The organism is Novosphingobium sp. BL-A-41-Hi4A-0G, from assembly GCF_055521735.1.
Window position 1 is genome coordinate 901,430 of the sequence record NZ_CM145501.1, and the last position, 19,876, is coordinate 921,305.

The window sequence follows — 19,876 nt, forward strand, 5'->3', positions numbered from 1 at the left end:
CCCTCGGTGGTTCGGGCGAGATCGGGATGAACGTCAACCTCTATTGCTGTGACGGCAAGTGGCTGATGGTCGATCTCGGTATGACATTTGCCGATCCCTATTACCCCGGCATCGATCTCGTCTTCGCCGACCTGGACTTCATCGAGCAGCGGCTCGACGATCTGGTCGGGATCGTGCTGACCCATGCGCATGAGGACCACATCGGCGCAGTGCCATACTTTGCGCAGGACCTTGGCGTGCCGCTCTATGCCACGCCCTTCACTGCCAAGCTGGTGCACGAAAAGCTGGTCGAGGCGGGGATTGAGGACGAGGTCGAGCTCAACGTGATCGACCATCTCGACCGGTTTGAACTCGGGCCGTTCGGAATCCGCTACGTTCCGCTCGCGCACTCGATCGCCGAGGGCAACGCGCTGCTGATCGACACGCCGCACGGGAAGATCTTCCACACCGGCGACTGGAAGCTGGACGACGAGCCGCGCATCGGTACGCCGGCGACCGAGGAAGAACTCACCGCCATCGGCGACGAGGGCATTCTCGCGCTGGTCTGCGATTCGACCAACGTGTTCAATCCCAAGCCTTCGGGCTCGGAAGGCGAAGTGCGCGCCGGGCTGCTCGAGGCAGTGGGGGCGCAGAAGGGGCGGCGTGTTGTCGTCACGACCTTTGCCTCGAACGTGGCGCGGCTGCAGACGCTGGGCGAAGTGGCCGAGGCGACCGGGCGCAAGCTGTGTGTAGCGGGGCGTTCGCTCGACCGGATCATCCGCGTGGCGAAGTCCTGCGGTTACCTGAAGAACTTCCCAGACCTGGTCCATATGGACGACGCGATGGACGTGCCGCGCGGCGAACTGCTCGTGCTCGCCACGGGCGGGCAGGGCGAGCCGCGCGCGGCACTGGCGCGCATCGCCGGCGACCAGCATCCGGTGCGGCTCGAGAAGGGCGATGTAGTCCTGTTCTCCAGCCGCCAGATTCCCGGCAACGAACTCGCCATAGGCCGCATCCAGAACGCGCTGGTGGAAAAGGGCGTGCGGATCGTGACCGACAAGCAGTCGATGATCCACGTCTCGGGTCACCCCGGTCGCCCGGAACTGGTGGCGCTGTACGATTGGATCAGGCCTGAAATCCTTGTGCCGGTGCACGGCGAAATCCGCCACATGGCCGAGCAGGCACAGTTGGGGCTCGACGAGGGCATACCCAAGGCGATCCTGCAGAAGAACGGTGACCTGATCCGGCTTGCGCCTGATGGGCCGAAGAAGATTTCCGAAGAGCGCGCTGGGCGCCTTGTGCTCGACGGTGACATCATTGCGCCCGCCGATGGCGAAGGCGTGGTCGCAAGGCGCAAGCTTTCGCAGAACGGGTTGATCAGTGTCGCGCTCGCCGTGCGGCATGATGGCCAGCTGCTGTCGGACATCGACATCGGCGCAATCGGCATTCCGCTCGACGAGGACATGGAAGCCTTTGTGGTCGAGGCCAAGGTGGAAGCGGCGGACGCCGTGCGCAAGCTCAAGGGTGATCGCAAGCGCGACCGCGTTGCCGTGGCTGAAGCCGTGAGGCTTGCGGTCAGGCGGGCAGGCCAGCGCTGGTCAGGCAAGAAGCCGGTCGTCCAGGTGTTGCTGCGGGAAAGCTGAAGCCGATGAAGATTACCTCGATCATTGCCATCTACGGGCTGTTCTGGGTCATGGCGGCGTTCATCGTCTTGCCGTTCGGCGTGCGCACGCATGACGAACTGGGGCAGTCGAAGATCCTGGGGCAGGCTGACAGCGCGCCCGGCAACTTCAATCCGCGCCGGATAGCGTTCCGCGCCACGATCCTCTCGGCTCTGATGTTCGGCTTCTACTATGCCAACTACATCAATGGCTGGATCACCGTCGCCGATCTGGATCTGACCACCTACTTCGCGCACTGACCGTGGGCGAGGGGGCGGGCGGCATCGGGGCAAGGCGCGGGATCGATCGTGCGCTGGGTTGGCTGCTTGTGCTGGCGCTGGCCCTCCGCATCCCGATCTCGCTGTTCACGGTCTATCACCACGCCGACGAGGTCTGGCAGTACATCGAGCCTGCCTATGGGCTGATCACGGGCGACTGGATACGCACCTGGGACATCCGGCTCGGCATCCGTAGCTGGCTGATCCCGCTGGTCATGGTGGGCCCGGTCTGGCTGGGCAATGCGCTCGATCCTGCAGGCGAGCTGCATCTGGTGCTGCCGCGCATGGGGATGGCGCTGGCGTCGTTGGGCACGATCTGGGCGGGCTGGTCGCTTGGCGGCCGGATCAGCCGGTCTCATGCGATCGCGGCGGCCTTCGTTGCCGCAACGTGGATCGACTTTGCCTATTTCGCCCCGCGCACGTCGAGCGATACTTTCTCAGTACTGGCGATCCTTCCGGGGCTCACGCTGCTGGTGCGGTTCCGGGACAACGGGCGCTGGCGCACGGCACTGGCGGGCGGGTTCCTGCTCGGGCTCGGGTTCATCACCCGCTTTCCGCTGGGTCCTGCTCTGGCGATACCGTTCCTCTGGGCAGGGCGACTGGACATCCGCAAGGCGTGGGTGCCGCTTCTTGCGGGGGCTGCTGGAGGCTTGTTGTGCGATGTCCTTGCGAACGTGACCATGGGGCAGCCGCCGCTGCTGTGGATCTACAACAACGTGCTCGCCAACGTCGTGGCCAATCGCAGCCATGCCTATGGCGTGGAAACGGCGGACTGGTATCTGCGCGTGCTGGCGTGGGAGTGGCAGTACATTGCCATCGCGCTGCTGCCTGCCATGTGGCTGGGTGCGCGGCGTTATCCGGTGCTGGCGGCAACCGCGCTTGCGGTGATCGCCATCCACTCGGCGATCGGACACAAGGAATACCGCTTCATCCTGCTTGGCGTGTTGCTGCTGGTGCTGCTGGCGGCGATCGGGTCGGTCGATCTGGCCGAACGGATTGCCGCTTGGCGAGGCATGGCGTTCGGACGGCGGGGACTTGCCGCGCTTGCAACCCTGTGGTTGCTGGGATCGGTGCAGGTTGCCGCGACCGAGCCGTTCGTGATCAACTGGGGCGTGGGCAAACTGCCGCTCAAAGCTATGCGCACGATCCGTGCTCAACCCAATTTTTGCGGCCTTGCGACATACCGCATTCGCGATATCCCTTTCGTGTCGCGCGCTGTGCTCAATACGAAGGCGCAGGTCCTGTTCATCGATGGCCCGGCGGCGCAGGAAGTCGCCGCCAAGGTGCAGGCGCGCTACAATGTTGCCGTGGCACCGGTCGAGCACATGGGCGAACTGCCGTCGGCCTATCGCTTCGTCGGTTGCATGTCGCCCACGCAACCGCTGTTCGAGCAGCAGTATTGCGTAATGGCGCGGCAAGGGCCCTGCACGGAGAAGGCCGGAAAGCTCGATTACAATGAGGCGCTTGTCCGGATGGACAAGTAACCAATCAGACGCCTTCGAGCGCGTATCCGGCCGAGCGGACGGTTCGCACCGGATCGGCTGCGCCGGGGATGGCGACAGCCTGGCGCAGGCGTCGGATGTGCACGTCGACCGTGCGCAGTTCGATGTCGCTGCCGCTGCCCCAGACTGCATCGAGCAGTTGCCCGCGCGAGAACACGCGGCCGGGATGCTCCATGAAGTGCTTGAGCAAACGGAACTCGGTGGGCCCGACCTTCATCGGCGTACCGCGACGGGTGACGCGGTGTGCGGTGGGATCGAGGGAGAGGTCACCCACCACGATGGTCTCGCCAGCAAGTGCAGGACGGACCCGGCGGAGCACCGCGCCGACGCGGGCGATGAGTTCGCGGGGCGAGAACGGCTTGGTCACATAGTCGTCAGCGCCGATCTCGAGGCCGCGAATGCGGTCGTCCTCGTCCGAGCGGGCAGTGAGCATGATGATCGGAACGTGTGCGGTTTCCTTGTTCCGGCGCAGGCGGCGACACACCTCAATGCCGCTGGTTCCGCCGATCATCCAGTCCAGAAGGACGAGATCGGGCGCGTCCTCTGCGGCCAGCAGCAACGCTTCGTCGCCATCATCAGTGGTGCGGACATCGTAGCCTTCGCCGCGGAACCGGTACTCGACCAGTTCGGCAAGGGCAGTGTCGTCTTCAACCAGCAGCAACTTGGGAGCAGGCACGCAAACCTCCTTGACGGTGAGCTTGCCAAAGCACGTCTTATGTTACCACCGTATGACGATGACGCGAAAAGGCCTGTCAGGCAGGTGGCAGGACCTCTTCGCGCTCGGGCAGATTGGCACCGGTGGATGCGTAGTACACCATTTCCGCGATGTTCGTTGCATGATCGCCGATACGCTCGATGTTGCGTGCAACGAACAGGAGCTGGGCGGCGCTGCTGATCGTGGCCGGGTTCTCGACCATGAACGAGACGAGGTTGCGGAAGATCGAATCGTAGAAGGCATCGACCTTGGCATCACGCTGGACAATCTCGGCGGCGGCCACGGGGTCGCGCGCGGCAAAGGCGGTCAACACGTCGTGAACCATTTCGGCGGCAAGGTCGTTCATTGCCGGGATCAGCGTCAGCGGTTCGAACCGCTTGCGGCCCTCGATGATGCCGACGCGCTTTGCGATGTTCTTGGCGTAGTCACCGATGCGCTCGATCACGCCGGCGATCTTGAGCGCGGCGATGACTTCGCGAAGGTCGTCCGCCATCGGTGCGCGCAGGGCGAGCACGCGGATCGCAAGCTTGTCGACTTCGGCCTCGAGCTGGTCGATGCGCTTGTCGCGCGCGATGACACCTGCGGCAAGGTCATGGTCACCGCGCAGCAGCGCGTCCATCGCTTCCGAAACGGAAAGCTCGGCAAGTCCGCCCATCTCCGCGACCAGGCCGCGCAGCCGGGTGATGTCGTCGTCGAAAGCCTTGACGGTATGTTCGGCCACCAGTTCGTCCTTCTCGTCGCGTTGCCGTGGCTCAGCCGTAGCGGCCGGTGATATAATCCTTGGTCCGTTCTTCACGCGGATTGGTGAAGATATCGGAAGTCTTGCCGTATTCGACGATCTTGCCAAGGTGGAAGAACGCCGTACGCTGAGAAACGCGTGCAGCCTGCTGCATCGAGTGCGTGACGATGACGATGGCAAAGCGTCCGCGCAACTCGTCGATCAGTTCCTCGATACGCGCCGTGGCGATAGGGTCGAGCGCGGAGCACGGCTCGTCCATCAGGATCACTTCAGGGTCGACCGCAATGGCGCGGGCGATGCAAAGGCGCTGCTGCTGGCCGCCGGAAAGCGCGGTTCCGCTGTCGGCAAGGCGGTCCTTCACTTCGTCCCAGAGGCCTGCGCGGCGCAGCGATTGCTCGACGATCTCGTCAAGCTCGGCCTTGCTGCCGGTGAGGCCGTGGATCTTGGGACCATAGGCGATGTTGTCGTAGATCGACTTGGGGAAGGGGTTCGGCTTCTGGAACACCATGCCGACGCGGGCGCGCAACTGCACCACGTCCATGCCCGACTTGTAGATGTCCTCGCCGTCGAGCAGGATTTCGCCTTCGACGCGGGCATTGGCGATGGTGTCGTTCATGCGGTTGAGCGAGCGCAGGAACGTTGACTTGCCGCAGCCCGAGGGGCCGATGAACGCGGTGACATAGCGCTGCGGAATTTCGATGGAGACATCGTCGATCGCGCGCTTGTCGCCATAGAACACCGAGACGTTCTTCGCGCTCATCTTCGAAGGCGCGTCGAAGTAGGGCCTGTCGTCAGCCTTCACTTCAGTCTTGATCGCTTCAGCGTTCATTTTACCACCGTTTTTCGAAGCGGTTGCGCAGGTAGATCGCAAGGCCGTTCATCAGGAGAAGGAAGACGAGCAGGACCACGATGGCGGCGCTGGTGCGCTCGACGAAGCCGCGGTCGATCTCGTCGGACCACAGGAAGATCTGCACCGGCAGCACGCTCGACGGGGCGGTGAAGCCGGAAGGCGGACTGGCGACGAAGGCGCGCATGCCGATCATCAGCAGCGGAGCCGTCTCGCCCAGCGCGCGGGCCATGCCGATGATCGTACCGGTGAGGATGCCGGGCAGCGCCAGCGGCAGCACGTGGTTGAACACCACCTGCACCTTGCTGGCGCCGATCGCCAGTGCAGCGTCACGGATGGATGGCGGCACTGCCTTGATTGCATTGCGGCCCGAAATCACGATGACTGGCATCGTCATAAGCGCCAGGGTCATGCCGCCGATCAGCGGGGCCGAGCGGTAGTTCGGAAAGAGGCCAAGGAAGACCGCGAGGCCGAGCAGGCCGAAGATGATCGAGGGCACTGCCGCCAGATTGTTGATCGAGATTTCGATCCACTCGGTCCAGCGGTTCTTGGGAGCGTATTCCTCAAGGTAGAGAGCCGAGAGCACGCCGACCGGGAAAGCCAGGACCAGCGTGATGAACATCGTCAGCATCGAGCCCTTGAGCGCGCCCCAGATGCCGACAGACTGCGGGCTGGTCGCGTCCGATCGGCTGAGGAAGCCCTTGTCGAAGGTGCGGACCAGCTTGCCCTCGCTGACCAGCTTTTTTGCCACTTGCTGCATGGCGGCATCGCCTTCGCCGCGCTGGGCGCTTGCAAGGTCGTCGCTGGCGGGCAGCGAGGCGTGGTAGGTGCCATTGAGCAGCGAAGGGTCTTCGATCAGGGCAGTCGCCACTTCGCGCCAGGCGCCTTGGGCGACGAGATCGTCGGCGTCCGGACCAAGTGCGTTCTTTGCGGCGCCCTCGACGACTTTTTCCAGCCCTGCCAGTTCCAGCCCGCCCATCGGATCGGCCTGAGTCAGGCGACGGGAATCGATCTGCATCGACCCGGCCAGCGGGATGTCGAAGCGTACTTCGCTGCGCTGGAACCCGGCGACACCGGCCGAACTCATGTTGACCAGCAGGAAGGCAAGCATCAGCGCGGAGAACGCCACGGCGATAAAGCCGAGCCAGCGGAAGCGGCGGTCGGCGGCGCGGCGGCGGGCAAGACCGCCTGCCATGCGCGCGCGACGCTGCGCCTGCACTTCGGTAAGCTGCGTGGTGGAAACCGTCTCGGTCATCACAGGGCTCACTCGTAGGCTTCGCGGTAACGCTTCACCACGCGCAGGGCGATGAAGTTCAGCGTCAGGGTGACAAGGAACAGGACCATGCCCAGCGCGAACGCGGAAAGCGTGGCGGGATGGTCGAAGCTGCCTTCGCCGGTCAGCATGGCAACGATCTGGAAAGTGACCGTGGTCATGCTCTCGAACGGATTGGCGGTAAGGTTGGCCGAGGCACCGGCGGCCATGACCACGATCATCGTCTCGCCAATGGCGCGGCTGATGGCGAGCATCACGCCCGCGACGATGCCGGGCAGGGCGGCGGGGACGAGGACCTTGGTGATCGTCTCGGCCGTGGTCGCGCCCATGGCGAGGCTGCCGTCACGCATGGCCTGCGGCACGGCGGCAATCGAGTCGTCGGCCATCGAGGAGACGAACGGGATGATCATGATGCCCATGACGAGCCCGGCCGCCACGGCGCTCTCGGTCGATGCGCTGGAGATGCCGATGGCCTGAGCCGCATCGCGCACCATCGGGGCGACGGTCAGCGCGGCGAAATAGCCGTAGACCACGGTGGGCACGCCTGCGAGGATCTCGAGCAGCGGCTTCATCACCTTGCGCACACCGCTGCTGGCATACTGCGTGAGGAAGATCGCGCTCATCAGTCCTAGCGGAATGGCAACGATCATGGCGATGATCGCGCCGATGTAGATCGTGCCCCAGAACAGCGGAATCGCGCCGTAGTCCTTGCCGTTTGGCGAACCAGAACTCATCGGGTCGGGCGACCAGTGGGTGCCGAAGAGGAAATCAATCGGCGAGACCATGCCGAAGAAGCGCACGGTCTCGAACACCAGACTGGCGATGATGCCGATGGTGGTGAGGATCGCGACGAGCGATGCGATCAGCAACAGCGCCATCACCGCACGTTCGACGCGGGTGCGGGCGGTGAAATCAGGCTTGAGGCGCAGGAACGCGAACGCGCCCCCTGCAAAGCCGACGAGGATCGTCACGATCAGCCCTATGGAATCATAGAGCGTTATCGCGGCGCGATAGGGCGCGATCAGACCCTGCGCTTCCTCGTTGAACACGCCGAATGCCTTGCCTTCGGCGACGGCACGGGCTTCTGCGAGCATTGTCTCACGCTCGAACCCGAAACCGGGCAGCAGTGAGGCGGCGGGATCGGCAAGGACGTGGGAAGTGATCAGTGTCGGGCTGATGGCATTCCAAAGCACCGCAAAGAGCAGGGCAGGGACGCCGATCCACAGCGCGACGTACCAGCCGTGGAAATTGGGCAGCGAGTGCAGCCGGGTGCCCGGCGCAGCCTTGCGAAAGGCCCAGGCACGGGAGCGTGCCGCCAGCCAACCGAACAGGCTCAGCCCGAAGGCGAGCAGAAGCAGGATGGCTGGCGACATGACTCCGGTATTACCCCCAGTTTTACTTCAGCTGCGAACCGTCAAGGACCGGGAGGTCGTTAACAGCCTTCGCGCTGCCTGCAAGCACATCGTCAGGTGCGACCACCATGCCGAGCTTGGCAAGCGCGCCATCCTTGCCCCAAAGCTTTGACCATTCAGTGACAAATGCCTGGAGACCCGGAATAGCCTTGAGGTGCGCCTTCTTCACATAGATGTAGAGCGGGCGGGCTCCGGGATAGGTGAAGTCCGAGATGGTGGCGTAAGTCGGCTCGACGCCCTTCATCGTCAGGCCCTTGATGCGGCCCTTGTTCTCTTCGAGGTAGGAATAGCCGAAGATGCCGATGGCCTTCGGGTTCGCCTCGATCTTCTGGACGATCAGGTTGTCGTTTTCACCGGCATCGACATAGGCGCCATCATCGCGAACTTCGCCGCAGATCTTGTCATGCTTGTCCTTGTCGCTGTCCTTGAGAGCCTTCATCTCGGCGTTCTCGTCGCAGCCCTTGGTCAGGATCAGTTCCTTGAGCGCGTCGCGCGTGCCCGAAGTCGACGGCGGACCGTAGACGAGGATCGGTTCGGCCGGGAGCGACGGGTTGACGTCCTTCCAGGTCTTGGCGGTGTTGGGCTTGCCATAGGGGTTCTTGGCAAGCGCCTTGTAGACGTCTTCCGGGGTCAGCGCGATGCCGGGGCCGCCCTGCGCCTCGGCGAAGGCAACGCCATCGAGACCGACCTGGATCTCGACGATGTCCTTCACGCCGTTCTTGGCGCAATCCTCGAACTCGGACTTCTTCATCCGGCGCGATGCGTTTTCGATATCGGGGAACTGTGCGCCGACGCCGGCGCAGAACAGCTTCATGCCCGCGCCCGTGCCGGTCGATTCGATGATCGGCGACTTGAGCGAAGGATCAGCCTTGGCCAGCGATTCCGCGACCGCCTTGGCAAACGGATAGACGGTGGACGAACCCACCGCACGAACCTGGTCGCGGGTGCCCGCTTCCTGGCTGCCGCAACCGGCAAGAGCGAGAGCGCCGAGTGCGGCGGCGGAGAGCGAAATCGTACGAATCATCGACATGGGTTCTAGCCTTCATCCCGTTGGCAGGGACGCCAATGCGACGATTACGTGACAGGTTTATGACAACGATCTGCCGTTTGTGTCAGTCTTCAGCAACATTTGTCTGCGGAGCGAGCGGAATGCGCACGGTTACCGTGGTTCCGACGCCGAGCGTGCTGGCAATATCCAGCTTGCCACGGTGCCGTTCGACGATGTGCTTGACGATCGCAAGGCCTAGGCCGGTGCCGCCCGCGGCGCGGCTGCGGCCCGGATCGGTGCGATAGAACCGGCGGGTGAGGTAGGGGAGGTGATCGGGGTGGATGCCTTCGCCCTTGTCGGTCACCACCAGTTCGGCCTCGCCGTTGCGCGCGGTGAGCCCGACGCGGACCGGCTGCGCGGGATCGCCATATTTGAAGGCATTGTCGATCAGGTTGCGCACCAGTTGGTCGAGCTGCTGGCGGTCGCCCAGGACGATGGCTTCTGTGGCATCCGCTTCCAGTCGGCCTTCGCCCGCCGTCATCGCCGTCTCGCTGGCGATGCTGCCGACCATCTGCCCAAGGTCGATCCGATCGCGCGGCAGTTCGTGCTTCTCGGCCTCGATGCGCGAAAGCGACATGAGGTCCTCGACGAGGCTTTGCAGGCGGCGGGACTCGCGCAGGACTGTGGCGTGGAACTTCGCGGCCGTTGCTTCGTCCACTTTCGCGTCCGGATCGGCCAGCGTCTCGATGTAGCCGATGATCGAGGCGAGCGGCGTGCGCAGCTCATGGCTGGCGTTGGCGACGAAATCGGTATGTGCGCGGCTGATGTCGGCCTCGGCGGTGCGATTGACCATCTCGATCAGCGAGAAGCGTTCGTCGATGGGGACGCGGCTGACCTGCCAGATCGAGCGGGCGCCGGTCAGGCCGCGGACCAAGGCGCGGCCTTCGGGCTTTTGCAGCAGGCGGATCGCTTCGGGATGGCGCAGCGCGACGCGGGCATCCTGCCCGATGATATGGGTGCCCAGTTCCTCGCGCGCGGCAGCATTGGCAGCGGCAATGCGCTGGCCATCGAGCATGAGCACGGGAAGACCGAAGGGTTCTACCAGTTCGATCATGGCCTGACGGGATACGCTGCCGTCGTCGCGGCTGATCGTTTCCACGACCGGCTCGGGGCGCGCCAGCCATAAGGTGGCAAGCCAGACAAGCAGGATGGCCAGCGCCATCCAGAAGCCGGAGCCTCCGAGATACATCACGATCGCTGCGCATGCGGCAACGATGATGCTGGGAAGTGGCAGCGACAAACCCTTCATCGAATCACGCCGTGTGGATTGCTCGTGCCTGCGAATCGCCGAACGATGTGTCGGCTTCGTTGCAACGCGGATAGGCGAGAGCAGGCAGGTGACGCAAGCGACCGGCTCGCATTGTCACATTCGGATTCCGGCATCTCGCTGAAAAGCCTCACGCTACTGCTGGAATTGCGCTGGTGACCCCTACGGGAATCGAACCCGTGTTTCAGCCGTGAGAGAGTGACAAAAACGGACTTTTATGACTCTCTATCCGTCCGCGTGTTTCCAAAAACATCCATATTTATCATTCACTTGCATTTGGTGTCGTCCACATTTATCCTCTAGGCCACGCACAGGCTTATTTGACGTATATTTGACGGTTTTGCGGAATCCACCATGTCGCGAACGATCAACGATGCACCATTGACCACCCGCGAAGCGCGCCGCCGCTTGGACATTGGGCTCCATTGGCGCAGCCTCGATGCCGACATTCATGTGGGCTACCGAAAAGGCAAGCGCGGTGGTGTCTGGCTCGTTCGCTGGAGGAACGGTCAGGGATATCGTCAGTCTTCGATCGGAACTGCCGACGACGCGATCGATATCGGCACGCTGGATTATCGATCGGCAGTCAAAGTAGCTCTTGCGCATGTCGAGGAAGCCCGGACCGAGGCTAAGGCTGCGGCTGATGGGCCTCCTCTCACCGTTCGCTCTGCGGTTGAGACCTACATTGAGGCACGCGATGCGCGCGAGAAGCGTCGGACCGGTCGAGACATTCGATCGGATGCATCGCGTCGACTGGAGAAGTTCGTTATCGGGCGCCCGGCCCGCGGCAAGCGGGCGGGGGTGGATGCGGCCGACTTGGCTGAGATTCCGCTTCACAAGCTGACCGAAGACGATCTCCGGTCGTGGCGATTGAACTTGCCATCCGGCTTCAAACCGGCGGGGATTCAGCGACTGGTCAACGACCTCAAAGCGGCCCTTAACAGCTGCGCGGAGCGTTACTTCTCACGCCTACCGGCGGGGCTCTTGAGCACGATCAAACGGGGATTGCGTGCGGTCGGACATGAACATGACGATGGTGACGATGTTGCCATAGCGCGCGAGAACCAGATCCTTTCCGACGACCAGGTCGCCAGCTTGATGGCTGCAACGCTCGAAGTCGATCGAGAACAAGGCTGGGAAGGTGACCTATACCGCCTCATTCTGGTCATGGCTGCGACAGGCGCTCGCTTTTCACAGGTCACACGCCTGAGAGTCATGGACGTGCAGACGGTTGCCGGTCGTCTAATGATGCCACCCAGCCGGAAAGGACGAGGAGGTAAGGTGAGCCTTATCTCCGTGCCGGTTGGACGCGACGTTCTCGATGTTTTGACGCCGATCGTGCTCGGCCGGGGCAAAGGCGCGCCCCTGTTCGAGCGCTGGCGTTACACGCAACAGCCGGGCACTATTCGATGGGAAAGGTCGTCCAGAGGGCCGTGGCAGACACCGAGCGAGATCGTTCGACCGTGGGGTGATATCCGCGCAAAGGCCGGTCTACCCGATGTGATTCCGTATGCGCTTCGGCATTCGTCCATCGTCAGGGGTATCCGTGCGAACCTTCCGACACGCTTGGTGGCCGCGATCCATGATACGAGTATCGCGATGATCGAACGTCACTATGCAAGATACATAGCCGACGGTTTGGACACCCTTGCGGCGCAGGCGATTATTCCACTCGCGGCTTGAATCGGACTTCGCTTATCAGAAGTTGATCAAGTGCCAGTGCTGGAAACGCCGATCCAGTCGGCCTTGAGCCTATCAAGTCCGACTACCGTCCCGTCAACGATGACATCCGTACCTACCAAACCGTCGACTGGCTCCTCGCTCTCGATGATCCAGACCTCATCATCGTTTGTGGTCAGGATCATTCCGCGCCTGCCGCGACTGAGCGTTCCTGACACGCGTATTCGACCGGAACTCACAATTACCCCCTGCTTAGAAGCGCCAATGACGCAGCACATCGCGCACGTAGGCCGGTGTCTCGCCATTGCGTGGAATGCCGCCAGCTCGTTCAACGGCGCCAGGGCCTGCATTGTAGGCAGCGAGGGCCAGATGCACTACCCCGAACTTGTCGAGCATCTGGCGGAGATACCGCGCCGCGCCGAAGAGGTTGGCCATTGGATCGAAGCGATTTGAAACTCCAAGGTCGCGGGCGGTCCCCGGCATCAACTGGCCCAAGCCAGCAGCACCAGCTTTGCTGATCGCCAAAGGATTATATCGGGATTCCGTCCATACCAAGGCGTCGAGAAGACCACTCGGCAGCGAATATTGAGCCTCGGCAGCATAAACATGGGGAAGGTAGCTTGCCCGTCGAAAGCCTGAGCGCCCGCCAGCTTCGGGCTTTGCATAACGATAGGGAAGGTAGGTCCGGCCCTCTTCGAGAATCGGAGCCCCGGACGAAGCGGCTAGGGTCTGGCGCCAGATCCCATGCTCGACCAGCTGGAAACCGTTCGACCCCTCGGCGACGCGGAAGCCGTCGGGTCGGGTCTCAGGTGCAGCAGCAGCTTCAGCAGCCATTTCCTCCTGCGCCTGAGCCGGGACGACGAACGCCAATCCCGCCACCGCCGCTGTGATCGTTGCCCAACTCAGTCTCATATCTCGATTCCTTCTATGGCCGAATCGAGTAAGAACATATATAGAACGCATCCTGTAGGAAAACGCATTGGCAGCAGCGCAGAGCGGAGGCTGCGCGGGTGGAGGCATGTCATGATGGAGATGCCCCATGTCCCAGGTTCACGGTCGCGAAACGCTCGAAGCCCGCGCTCGTAAGATTGTCGAGGCGCTGAGCGGGACCTGGTCGCGTTCGCGCGGTATGTGTTGTTGCCCGGCCCACGCTGATCGTACTCCCTCGCTCAGCATCACACTCGGCAAGCGCGCGATCCTGGTCCATTGCTTCGCCGGCTGCACCAACGAGGAAGTCATGCAGAGCATGGCCAAGCATGGGGTGCGGATCTCGGACCTGTTCGACGGGACGGACGGCCCGGTAACATCCAAGCCGCGTCACGAAATCGCTGACCGCAACGCGCTGAGGCTGTGGCGCGAGGCCTCGCTACTCGCAGGCAGCGCGGCCGCCCGCTACCTCTCGGCAAGAGGTATCACGATCTCATCTTCCGACCTGCGCTTTCATCCGCACATGCCGCTGGGGCCGAAGGGCGCGGTGCGGTTCCTACCGGCCTTGGTGGCAGCGGTACGCAACGACGCCGGTATCCTGGCGCTGAACCGGACGTTCATCGATCCCGACAGTGACCGCCTCGCCTCATTTGAGCAGCCCAAGCGCTCACTCGGCAGTCCGGGCTCGGGAGCCGTACGTCTGGCATATCCGCGCGATGGCAGGCTCGGACTCGCCGAGGGCAACGAGTCCGCGCTTTCGGCGATGCAGATGTTCGACATTTCCTGCTGGGCGACGCTGGGCAACGAGCGGTTCGGCCTGGTCACGATCCCGGAATCGGTGCGCGAGCTGCATCTCTTCGTTGACAACGACGCCGGTGGGCTCCTCGCCGAGGAGCGCGCGCGTGAAGCCTATACCTGCAAGGGGCGCCGGATCGTCACCCGGCGGCCCGAGCGACCCGGCGACGACTGGAACGACGTGCTGATGCGCCGGATTCGCGCGGCGGCTTGAGCCAAGCAGAGAGGAGAGGGGGATTGGGGCCTTTTGAGGCCCCCAGACGGACTTGGGTCTCGTCAGGAGGTTTCCAATGTCCCATGCTTCTCCCGCTCTCGCCTTTACCATCCCCGCCGAACCGCAGGTTCTGGCCGTGGCAAGGTCGTTGGCTGCCCGGATCGGTGCCGATCAGGCTATCTCCCGCGCCGTGCTGAACGCCACAATGCGCGAGCATTTCGGCGGCAGCGATGCCGAAGGCCGCTGGTCGGTGCGAGATGCCCATGCCGCGCTCGAATTGGCCCAGGTGCTATTCTTGGCTGACGAGTCCGAGCTCGTCACCGCTGTGCCGCCTGAATTGGCCGATCGGACCTTTTCTCGCTTGGAAGCGCTGGTGCCGAGCCAGACCACTCGCAGCGACGAGCAGATCGAATGGCAACAGTTCGCAACGCCGCCCCGCATCGCCTGGCTCGCGGCCCGGGCCTGCGGGATTTCTGCTGGAGAATTGGCGCTCGAACCCTCGGCCGGGACTGGGATGCTCGGCATTTGGGCGGCTAAGGCAGGCGCGCGCCTCGCGCTCAACGAGATCTCACCGCTCCGTCGTGAATGCCTTGGAGCACTGTTCCCCGAAGCCACGGTGACTGGATACGATGGCGAGCTGATCGACGAGCTGCTCTCGCCCAATGTCGCGCCGAGCGTGGTGTTGATGAACCCTCCCTATTCGCACGGGATTGAGCGCGGCCACGACGGACGCACCGGTGCGCGGCACCTACGCTCGGCCTGGAAGCGGCTGCTCCCCGGCGGTCGCCTCGTCGCGGTGATGCCCGAATGGTTCGACCTACCGCGCTTCCTTGCTGGGATCACCGGCCCGGTGGCGCTGCGGCTCAACGCCGCAATTGAGCGCGGTTTCGTCAAGCAGGGCACCTCGATCACCACCCGGCTCTTAGTGCTCGACAAGGTCGATGGCGGCGATAGTCCGGTCATCGCCAAGCCGGTGAACTTCGCCGAGCTCTGCTTCCTGATCGGCCTTTTGCCCGATCGCACGGGGCAGGTTGCTGAGCCGATCATCGTTGTAAGACCGGCGCTCCCGCTGCGGCTCGTCGCACAGGCGAGAAAACCGGTCCCGCTCGTGGTTCGGCCCGTCGCAGCCGCACCGTCGATCCAGCCGCTGGCTTACCAGCCGCTCGATGCGCCCGCGCCGATCGCCGAGCAGGTCGGGCACTATCTGCCTTATCGACCGAGCCGTATCGCGATCACTGGCGCAGTCGAACATCCGACGCCACTGGTGGAATCGGTCGCGATGGGCTCGATCACCGCGCCGGTGCCCGAAGCGGTGCCGCAGCTGCCTACCGATCTTATCACCAAAGGCGTTCTCTCCGCCGCGCAGACAGAGACCCTGATCTATGCCGCGAGCGCCCATGCCCGCGATCTTTCGGGCAGGTTCGAGCCCGACGACAAGGGTTGCGTGCTAAAGGCGAGCGCCGAGGGCCGGACCTACCGGATGGGCTACTTCCTTGGCGACGGGACCGGGGCGGGCAAGGGCCGGCAGGTCGCCTCGGTCATCCTCGATCGCTGGGTGAGGGGCGAGCGCCGCCATATCTGGATTTCGAAGAACGAAGCGCTGCTCGAAGACGCGCGCCGCGACTGGAGCGCGCTTGGGGGCCTGCCGATCGACCTCCAGCCGCTCGGGCAATGGAAGCTCGGGGTCCCGGTCGGGATGCGCGAGGGCATCCTCTTCGTCACCTATCCGACCCTTCGCTCAGGCCGCAGCGATGCGACCCGGCTCGAGCAGATCCTCGAATGGGCGGGTGACGACTTCGACGGGGTGATCGTCTTCGACGAAGCCCACGCCATGGCCAACGCCGCGGGCGGTGAAGGCTCACGCGGCAGGGTCAAGGGATCGGAGCAAGGCGTTGCCGGGGTTCGGCTTCAGAACCTGCTGCCGCGCGCCCGCGTGCTCTATGCCTCGGCAACCGGGGCGTCAGACGTCAACAATCTCGCCTATGCGACCCGGCTCGGCCTCTGGGGACCGGAAACCGCCTTCGCCAACCGCGAGGCCTTCGTCGCCGACATCCGCGATGGCGGCATTGCCGCAATGGAACTGGTCGCCCGCGATCTCAAATCGCTAGGGCTCTACACCGCGCGAGCGCTGTCGTTCGCCGGGGTCGAATACGAGATCCTCGAACATTGCCTCTCCGTCGACCAGATCGCGGTCTACGACGCCTATGCCGAAGCCTGGGCGATCATCCATGCTAACCTGCGCGATGCTCTGGAGGCGACCCGGATTGTCGATGCCGACAGCGGAGACACCTTGAACTCCGGGGCCAAGGCGGCGGCGCTCTCGATCTTCGAGGGCACCAAGCAGCGGTTCTTTGCGCAATTGCTGCTCTCGATGAAGTTGCCGAGCCTGCTACCGGCAATCGATACGACACTTGCCGAAGGCAATGCCGTGGTGGTGCAGCTCGTCTCGACTGCGGAGGCGATGCTCGATCGCCGCCTTGCCGACCTTACCGATGCCGAACGTGAAGCGCTTGAGATCGACCTTTCTCCCCGCGAATACGTGATCGACTACCTCACCAAGAGCTTTCCGGTGCGGTTGATGGCGGTATTCAAGGACGAGAACGGCAATCCGCGCTCCGAGCCGATGGTCGACGATGGTGGCGCCCCGGTGCTGTGCCGCTCGGCGCTCGACGCGCGCGACCGAATGATCGAGCAACTCTGCGCGTTGCCGCCGATCGCCACCGCGCTTGATGCGATCATCGAGCGGTTCGGGACCGACCAGGTAGCCGAGGTCACCGGGCGAACCCGTCGGCTGATCGTCGGACGCGATGGGCGCCAGCAGCTTCAATCCCGTAGCCCTCGTGCCAATGTCGCCGAGACACAGGCGTTCATGGACGGCTCGAAGAAGGTTCTGGTCTTCTCTGACGCCGGCGGTACGGGCCGCAGCTATCATGCCGACCTTGCGGCGAAGAACCAGGCGCGCCGCGTCCATTTCCTGCTTGAGCCGGGCTGGCGCGCCGATGCCGCCATCCAGGGACTCGGGCGGACCAACCGCACCAACCAGGCCTCGGCGCCGTTGTTCCGTCCCGTCACCACCGATGTGCGCGGCGAGCGGCGGTTTATCTCGACCATCGCGCGACGACTCGACAGCCTCGGCGCGCTAACCCGCGGTCAACGCCAGACCGGGGGGCAGAACCTGTTCGATCCCGCCGACAATCTCGAAAGCTCCTATGCCAAGGAGGCGCTTCACCGATGGTTCGGCTTGCTGTTCACCGGCAAGCTCGACGCCGTGAGCCTTGCGCGGTTCGAGGAACTGACCGGGCTCAGGATCGAAGGCCCCGACGGATCGATGGTCGACGACCTGCCGACGATCCAGCGCTGGCTCAACCGCATACTCGCGCTGCCGATCGCCCTGCAGAACGGCATCTTCGACGAGTTCCTTGGACTCGTCGAAGCGCGGATCGATGCCGCCCGGCAGGCGGGCACGCTCGAACTCGGGGTCGAGACCATCGCGGTCGAGCACTTCGAGGTGCTCTCCGACACCCTGCTGCGCACCGATGCGCTCTCGGGCGCGACCACGCACCTCCTCGAACTCGAGATCGCCCGCGCGCTGAAGCCCTTGGGCCTCGCGCGGCTTGAGGAGCTCTACGGTCTCTCGGGCGAGCGCCAGCAGTTGCTGCGCAATGCCCGCTCGGGCCGGATTGGGCTATTGGTTCCGGCACGCAGCCTGCTTGCCGACGACGGCACGCGGGTTGCCCGCTTCGAACTGGTCCGGCCCTTGAAGCACGGCCACCTAACCGCCGAGCAGCTTGAGGATAGCAACTGGGCGCCAGTCGATTTCGCCGAGTTTCGTCGCCTCTGGCAAGCTGAGGTCGGTGAAGCCGCCGCGAGCCACAAGCGCGAACGACTGCATCTCGCGACTGGGCTGCTGCTGCCGGTCTGGGACAAGCTCCCTTCCGACTACGTTCGGGTCAGTCGGATCTCCGCTCGCGACGGGCGCTCGCTACTGGGTCGCGAAGTGCCACTCTACTGCGTTCCCGAACTCTGCCAGGCCCTGGGTCTGGAGGACGAACACGCGTTCTCGGCCGAGCAGATCGTCGACGCTGTGCTCACCGGTGGCCGGCCGATGCAGGTCAAGGGCCGCGAGGCGCTCACCCTCAAGCGCAGCCTGGTCAACGGGACGCAGCGGCTCGAGCTTGCTGGTTGGTCGGCGGCGCGGCTTGACTGGTACAAGGCGCAAGGCTGTTTTACCGAGATCATCCGCTATCAGACGCGGCTGTTCGTGCCGACGACAGCCGCTGCGGGTATCCTCGCGGGGTTTGGCCAGTAGCTGCAATGCATATTGCCAAATGGCAACCAATGGAATATATAGTGCCATATGGAGAACCGCCATGCTGGCTTTGCAACCCGTTGATACCGCCCCTCAGGCGTTTCGGCCTGATCCTGTCACGCAGGAGGAGGCCGCCGCGATGTTCCGCGCGGCACTGAACCTGTTTGGCAAGTGGGAACTTACCGACGAACAGGCGGCGACGCTGCTTGACATGCCAGTGCGCTCCTATCGTCGCTGGAAGGCTGAAGGGCCCGGCCGGGTCTCGCGCGATGGCGCGGCTCGCCTCTCCAACTTGATGGGCATTCACAAGGCGCTACGGATCGTCTTTTCGGAAGCCCAGCGCGGTTATGCCTGGATCAAGGCAGACAATAGCGCATTTGCCGGATCGAGCGCACTTGATGTCATGCTCGGCGGCGAACTCACCGACATCATGCGCGTGCGCCGCTACCTCGACGCCGAGCGCGGTGGCTGGTGACGGCTGCAGAGCAAGGCCCTGTCTCCCATGTTAAGTGGAAAGGCGCTGTTAGGATCCTCCGCAGCGCCTTTCCGCCGATTGACCTGTTCGAAGACATAGCCGACCCCGCTGACTGGCCGCTGCTAATCTCGGCAGAGCAAAAGACCAATCCACGCATCATGGCGACGATCGGTAATCTCGATCTCGTGCCAGTTGACCGCCGGGTGGGCGGCAACGGCGCGTCCTATCTGATGGCGCCGTTCACCCACGTCAGCATGGACCGGCCAAGCCGCTTCACGGATGGCAGCTACGGCGTCCTCTATGTCGGAAATGTCTTTGAAACGGCGCTGTTCGAAACGATCCACCACCATGCCCGGTTCATGGCCCGGACCGCCGAAGCACCTGGTTGGACCTCTCAGTTCCGGGAGATTGTCATGTCGGTCAGTGCCGACCTGCACGACCTGAGAGGGACCGAGCTCGCCAATCCCGCACTTGATCCCGACAGCTATGTGGCATCCCAGAGGCTTGCGGCGGCCCTTAAGGCGGGTGGGGCCAATGGAGTGGTCTATCCGAGCATCCGGCATCCCGGAGGGGAATGCGTCGGACTATTCTACCCTGACTGCGCGTCCGAACCCGTCCAGGGCCGCCATCTCGACTATCATTGGGATGGGACGCGCGTCGATCTGGTGCGCGATGCGGGGACGGGCGCGGTCTTTCGTGTGGTTCATACCGCCTGAACCGAAACCATTTTGGCCCGGTTGAAGGAGAGGGAGCTG

Annotated in this window: 17 protein-coding genes; 8 read left to right on the plus strand and 9 right to left on the minus strand. The window is 63.7% G+C overall.

What is annotated here, in order from left to right; translation table 11 throughout:
• Positions 1-26 precede the first annotated feature (26 nt).
• Genes ACZ1JX_RS04385 through ACZ1JX_RS04395 form a run of 3 tightly spaced genes read left to right on the plus strand, consistent with a single transcriptional unit; the run spans position 27 to position 3,402 of the window.
• Positions 27-1,622 carry a ribonuclease J gene (locus ACZ1JX_RS04385; RefSeq protein ID WP_465126351.1) on the plus strand — a complete coding sequence of 532 codons (1,596 nt, stop codon included), beginning with the start codon at positions 27-29 and terminating at the stop codon, positions 1,620-1,622.
• 5 nt (positions 1,623-1,627) lie between these two features.
• Entirely contained in the window at positions 1,628-1,900 is a 273-nt protein-coding gene (locus tag ACZ1JX_RS04390; RefSeq protein ID WP_465125571.1) for a DUF1467 family protein, read from the plus strand.
• Positions 1,901-1,902: 2 nt separating this feature from the next.
• Positions 1,903-3,402 (plus strand): glycosyltransferase family 39 protein, encoded by a 1,500-nt coding sequence (locus ACZ1JX_RS04395; protein WP_465125572.1) that lies wholly within the window; start codon positions 1,903-1,905, stop codon positions 3,400-3,402.
• Positions 3,403-3,406: 4 nt separating this feature from the next.
• On the opposite strand, the gene phoB is transcribed toward ACZ1JX_RS04395, so the two are convergent.
• From phoB to ACZ1JX_RS04430, 7 genes are all read right to left on the minus strand, one after another.
• Positions 3,407-4,096, minus strand: coding sequence for a phosphate regulon transcriptional regulator PhoB (phoB, locus tag ACZ1JX_RS04400; RefSeq protein ID WP_144901307.1), 690 nt, complete (start codon positions 4,094-4,096; stop codon positions 3,407-3,409).
• 76 nt (positions 4,097-4,172) lie between these two features.
• Positions 4,173-4,859, minus strand: coding sequence for a phosphate signaling complex protein PhoU (phoU, locus tag ACZ1JX_RS04405; protein WP_144903028.1), 687 nt, complete (start codon positions 4,857-4,859; stop codon positions 4,173-4,175).
• Positions 4,860-4,887: 28 nt separating this feature from the next.
• Positions 4,888-5,703, minus strand: coding sequence for a phosphate ABC transporter ATP-binding protein PstB (gene pstB, locus ACZ1JX_RS04410; RefSeq protein ID WP_465125573.1), 816 nt, complete (start codon positions 5,701-5,703; stop codon positions 4,888-4,890).
• 1 nt (position 5,704) lies between these two features.
• Positions 5,705-6,976 carry a phosphate ABC transporter permease PstA gene (gene pstA / locus ACZ1JX_RS04415; RefSeq protein WP_465125574.1) on the minus strand — a complete coding sequence of 424 codons (1,272 nt, stop codon included), beginning with the start codon at positions 6,974-6,976 and terminating at the stop codon, positions 5,705-5,707.
• Positions 6,977-6,984: 8 nt separating this feature from the next.
• Positions 6,985-8,367 carry a phosphate ABC transporter permease subunit PstC gene (gene pstC, locus ACZ1JX_RS04420; protein WP_465125575.1) on the minus strand — a complete coding sequence of 461 codons (1,383 nt, stop codon included), beginning with the start codon at positions 8,365-8,367 and terminating at the stop codon, positions 6,985-6,987.
• A 22-nt stretch (positions 8,368-8,389) separates the two neighbouring features.
• Positions 8,390-9,430 (minus strand): substrate-binding domain-containing protein, encoded by a 1,041-nt coding sequence (locus tag ACZ1JX_RS04425; RefSeq protein WP_465126352.1) that lies wholly within the window; start codon positions 9,428-9,430, stop codon positions 8,390-8,392.
• A gap of 88 nt (positions 9,431-9,518) precedes the next feature.
• The gene (locus ACZ1JX_RS04430; protein ID WP_465126353.1) at positions 9,519-10,643 is read right to left on the minus strand and encodes a sensor histidine kinase; all 1,125 of its coding nucleotides are present in this window, start codon (positions 10,641-10,643) and stop codon (positions 9,519-9,521) included.
• A gap of 432 nt (positions 10,644-11,075) precedes the next feature.
• Here ACZ1JX_RS04430 and ACZ1JX_RS04435 point away from each other — a divergent pair, with 432 nt between their 5' ends.
• Positions 11,076-12,404, plus strand: coding sequence for a tyrosine-type recombinase/integrase (locus ACZ1JX_RS04435; RefSeq protein WP_465125576.1), 1,329 nt, complete (start codon positions 11,076-11,078; stop codon positions 12,402-12,404).
• A gap of 26 nt (positions 12,405-12,430) precedes the next feature.
• Here ACZ1JX_RS04435 and ACZ1JX_RS04440 read toward each other — a convergent pair whose 3' ends face one another.
• Positions 12,431-12,751: a DUF5818 domain-containing protein gene (locus ACZ1JX_RS04440; RefSeq protein ID WP_465125577.1), complete on the minus strand. Its 321-nt coding sequence runs from the start codon at positions 12,749-12,751 to the stop codon at positions 12,431-12,433.
• Positions 12,654-13,313 carry a lytic transglycosylase domain-containing protein gene (locus ACZ1JX_RS04445; protein WP_465125578.1) on the minus strand — a complete coding sequence of 220 codons (660 nt, stop codon included), beginning with the start codon at positions 13,311-13,313 and terminating at the stop codon, positions 12,654-12,656. Before ACZ1JX_RS04445 ends, ACZ1JX_RS04440 begins: the two co-directional genes overlap by 98 nt.
• Before the next feature lie 127 nt (positions 13,314-13,440).
• Between ACZ1JX_RS04445 and ACZ1JX_RS04450 the strand changes: the two genes are divergently transcribed.
• From ACZ1JX_RS04450 to ACZ1JX_RS04465, 4 genes are all read left to right on the plus strand, one after another.
• Positions 13,441-14,337: a DUF7146 domain-containing protein gene (locus ACZ1JX_RS04450; RefSeq protein ID WP_465125579.1), complete on the plus strand. Its 897-nt coding sequence runs from the start codon at positions 13,441-13,443 to the stop codon at positions 14,335-14,337.
• A 76-nt stretch (positions 14,338-14,413) separates the two neighbouring features.
• Positions 14,414-18,646 (plus strand): strawberry notch-like NTP hydrolase domain-containing protein, encoded by a 4,233-nt coding sequence (locus ACZ1JX_RS04455; protein WP_465125580.1) that lies wholly within the window; start codon positions 14,414-14,416, stop codon positions 18,644-18,646.
• A gap of 61 nt (positions 18,647-18,707) precedes the next feature.
• Positions 18,708-19,121: an MbcA/ParS/Xre antitoxin family protein gene (locus ACZ1JX_RS04460; RefSeq protein ID WP_465125581.1), complete on the plus strand. Its 414-nt coding sequence runs from the start codon at positions 18,708-18,710 to the stop codon at positions 19,119-19,121.
• A 158-nt stretch (positions 19,122-19,279) separates the two neighbouring features.
• Entirely contained in the window at positions 19,280-19,837 is a 558-nt protein-coding gene (locus tag ACZ1JX_RS04465; protein ID WP_333606018.1) for an RES family NAD+ phosphorylase, read from the plus strand.
• Positions 19,838-19,876 lie beyond the last annotated feature (39 nt).

Coding starts and splice junctions, on each gene's coding strand:
- ACZ1JX_RS04385 (WP_465126351.1), top strand. CDS start 27: ATGAACGTCAACCTCTATTGCTGTGACGGCAAGTGGCTGATGGTCGAT.
- ACZ1JX_RS04390 (WP_465125571.1), top strand. CDS start 1,628: ATGAAGATTACCTCGATCATTGCCATCTACGGGCTGTTCTGGGTCATG.
- pstB (WP_465125573.1), bottom strand. CDS start 5,703: ATGAACGCTGAAGCGATCAAGACTGAAGTGAAGGCTGACGACAGGCCC.
- pstA (WP_465125574.1), bottom strand. CDS start 6,976: ATGACCGAGACGGTTTCCACCACGCAGCTTACCGAAGTGCAGGCGCAG.
- pstC (WP_465125575.1), bottom strand. CDS start 8,367: ATGTCGCCAGCCATCCTGCTTCTGCTCGCCTTCGGGCTGAGCCTGTTC.
- ACZ1JX_RS04425 (WP_465126352.1), bottom strand. CDS start 9,430: ATGATTCGTACGATTTCGCTCTCCGCCGCCGCACTCGGCGCTCTCGCT.
- ACZ1JX_RS04430 (WP_465126353.1), bottom strand. CDS start 10,643: ATGTATCTCGGAGGCTCCGGCTTCTGGATGGCGCTGGCCATCCTGCTT.
- ACZ1JX_RS04435 (WP_465125576.1), top strand. CDS start 11,076: ATGTCGCGAACGATCAACGATGCACCATTGACCACCCGCGAAGCGCGC.
- ACZ1JX_RS04440 (WP_465125577.1), bottom strand. CDS start 12,751: ATGCAGGCCCTGGCGCCGTTGAACGAGCTGGCGGCATTCCACGCAATG.
- ACZ1JX_RS04445 (WP_465125578.1), bottom strand. CDS start 13,313: ATGAGACTGAGTTGGGCAACGATCACAGCGGCGGTGGCGGGATTGGCG.
- ACZ1JX_RS04450 (WP_465125579.1), top strand. CDS start 13,441: ATGTCCCAGGTTCACGGTCGCGAAACGCTCGAAGCCCGCGCTCGTAAG.
- ACZ1JX_RS04455 (WP_465125580.1), top strand. CDS start 14,414: ATGTCCCATGCTTCTCCCGCTCTCGCCTTTACCATCCCCGCCGAACCG.
- ACZ1JX_RS04460 (WP_465125581.1), top strand. CDS start 18,708: ATGCTGGCTTTGCAACCCGTTGATACCGCCCCTCAGGCGTTTCGGCCT.
- ACZ1JX_RS04465 (WP_333606018.1), top strand. CDS start 19,280: ATGGCGACGATCGGTAATCTCGATCTCGTGCCAGTTGACCGCCGGGTG.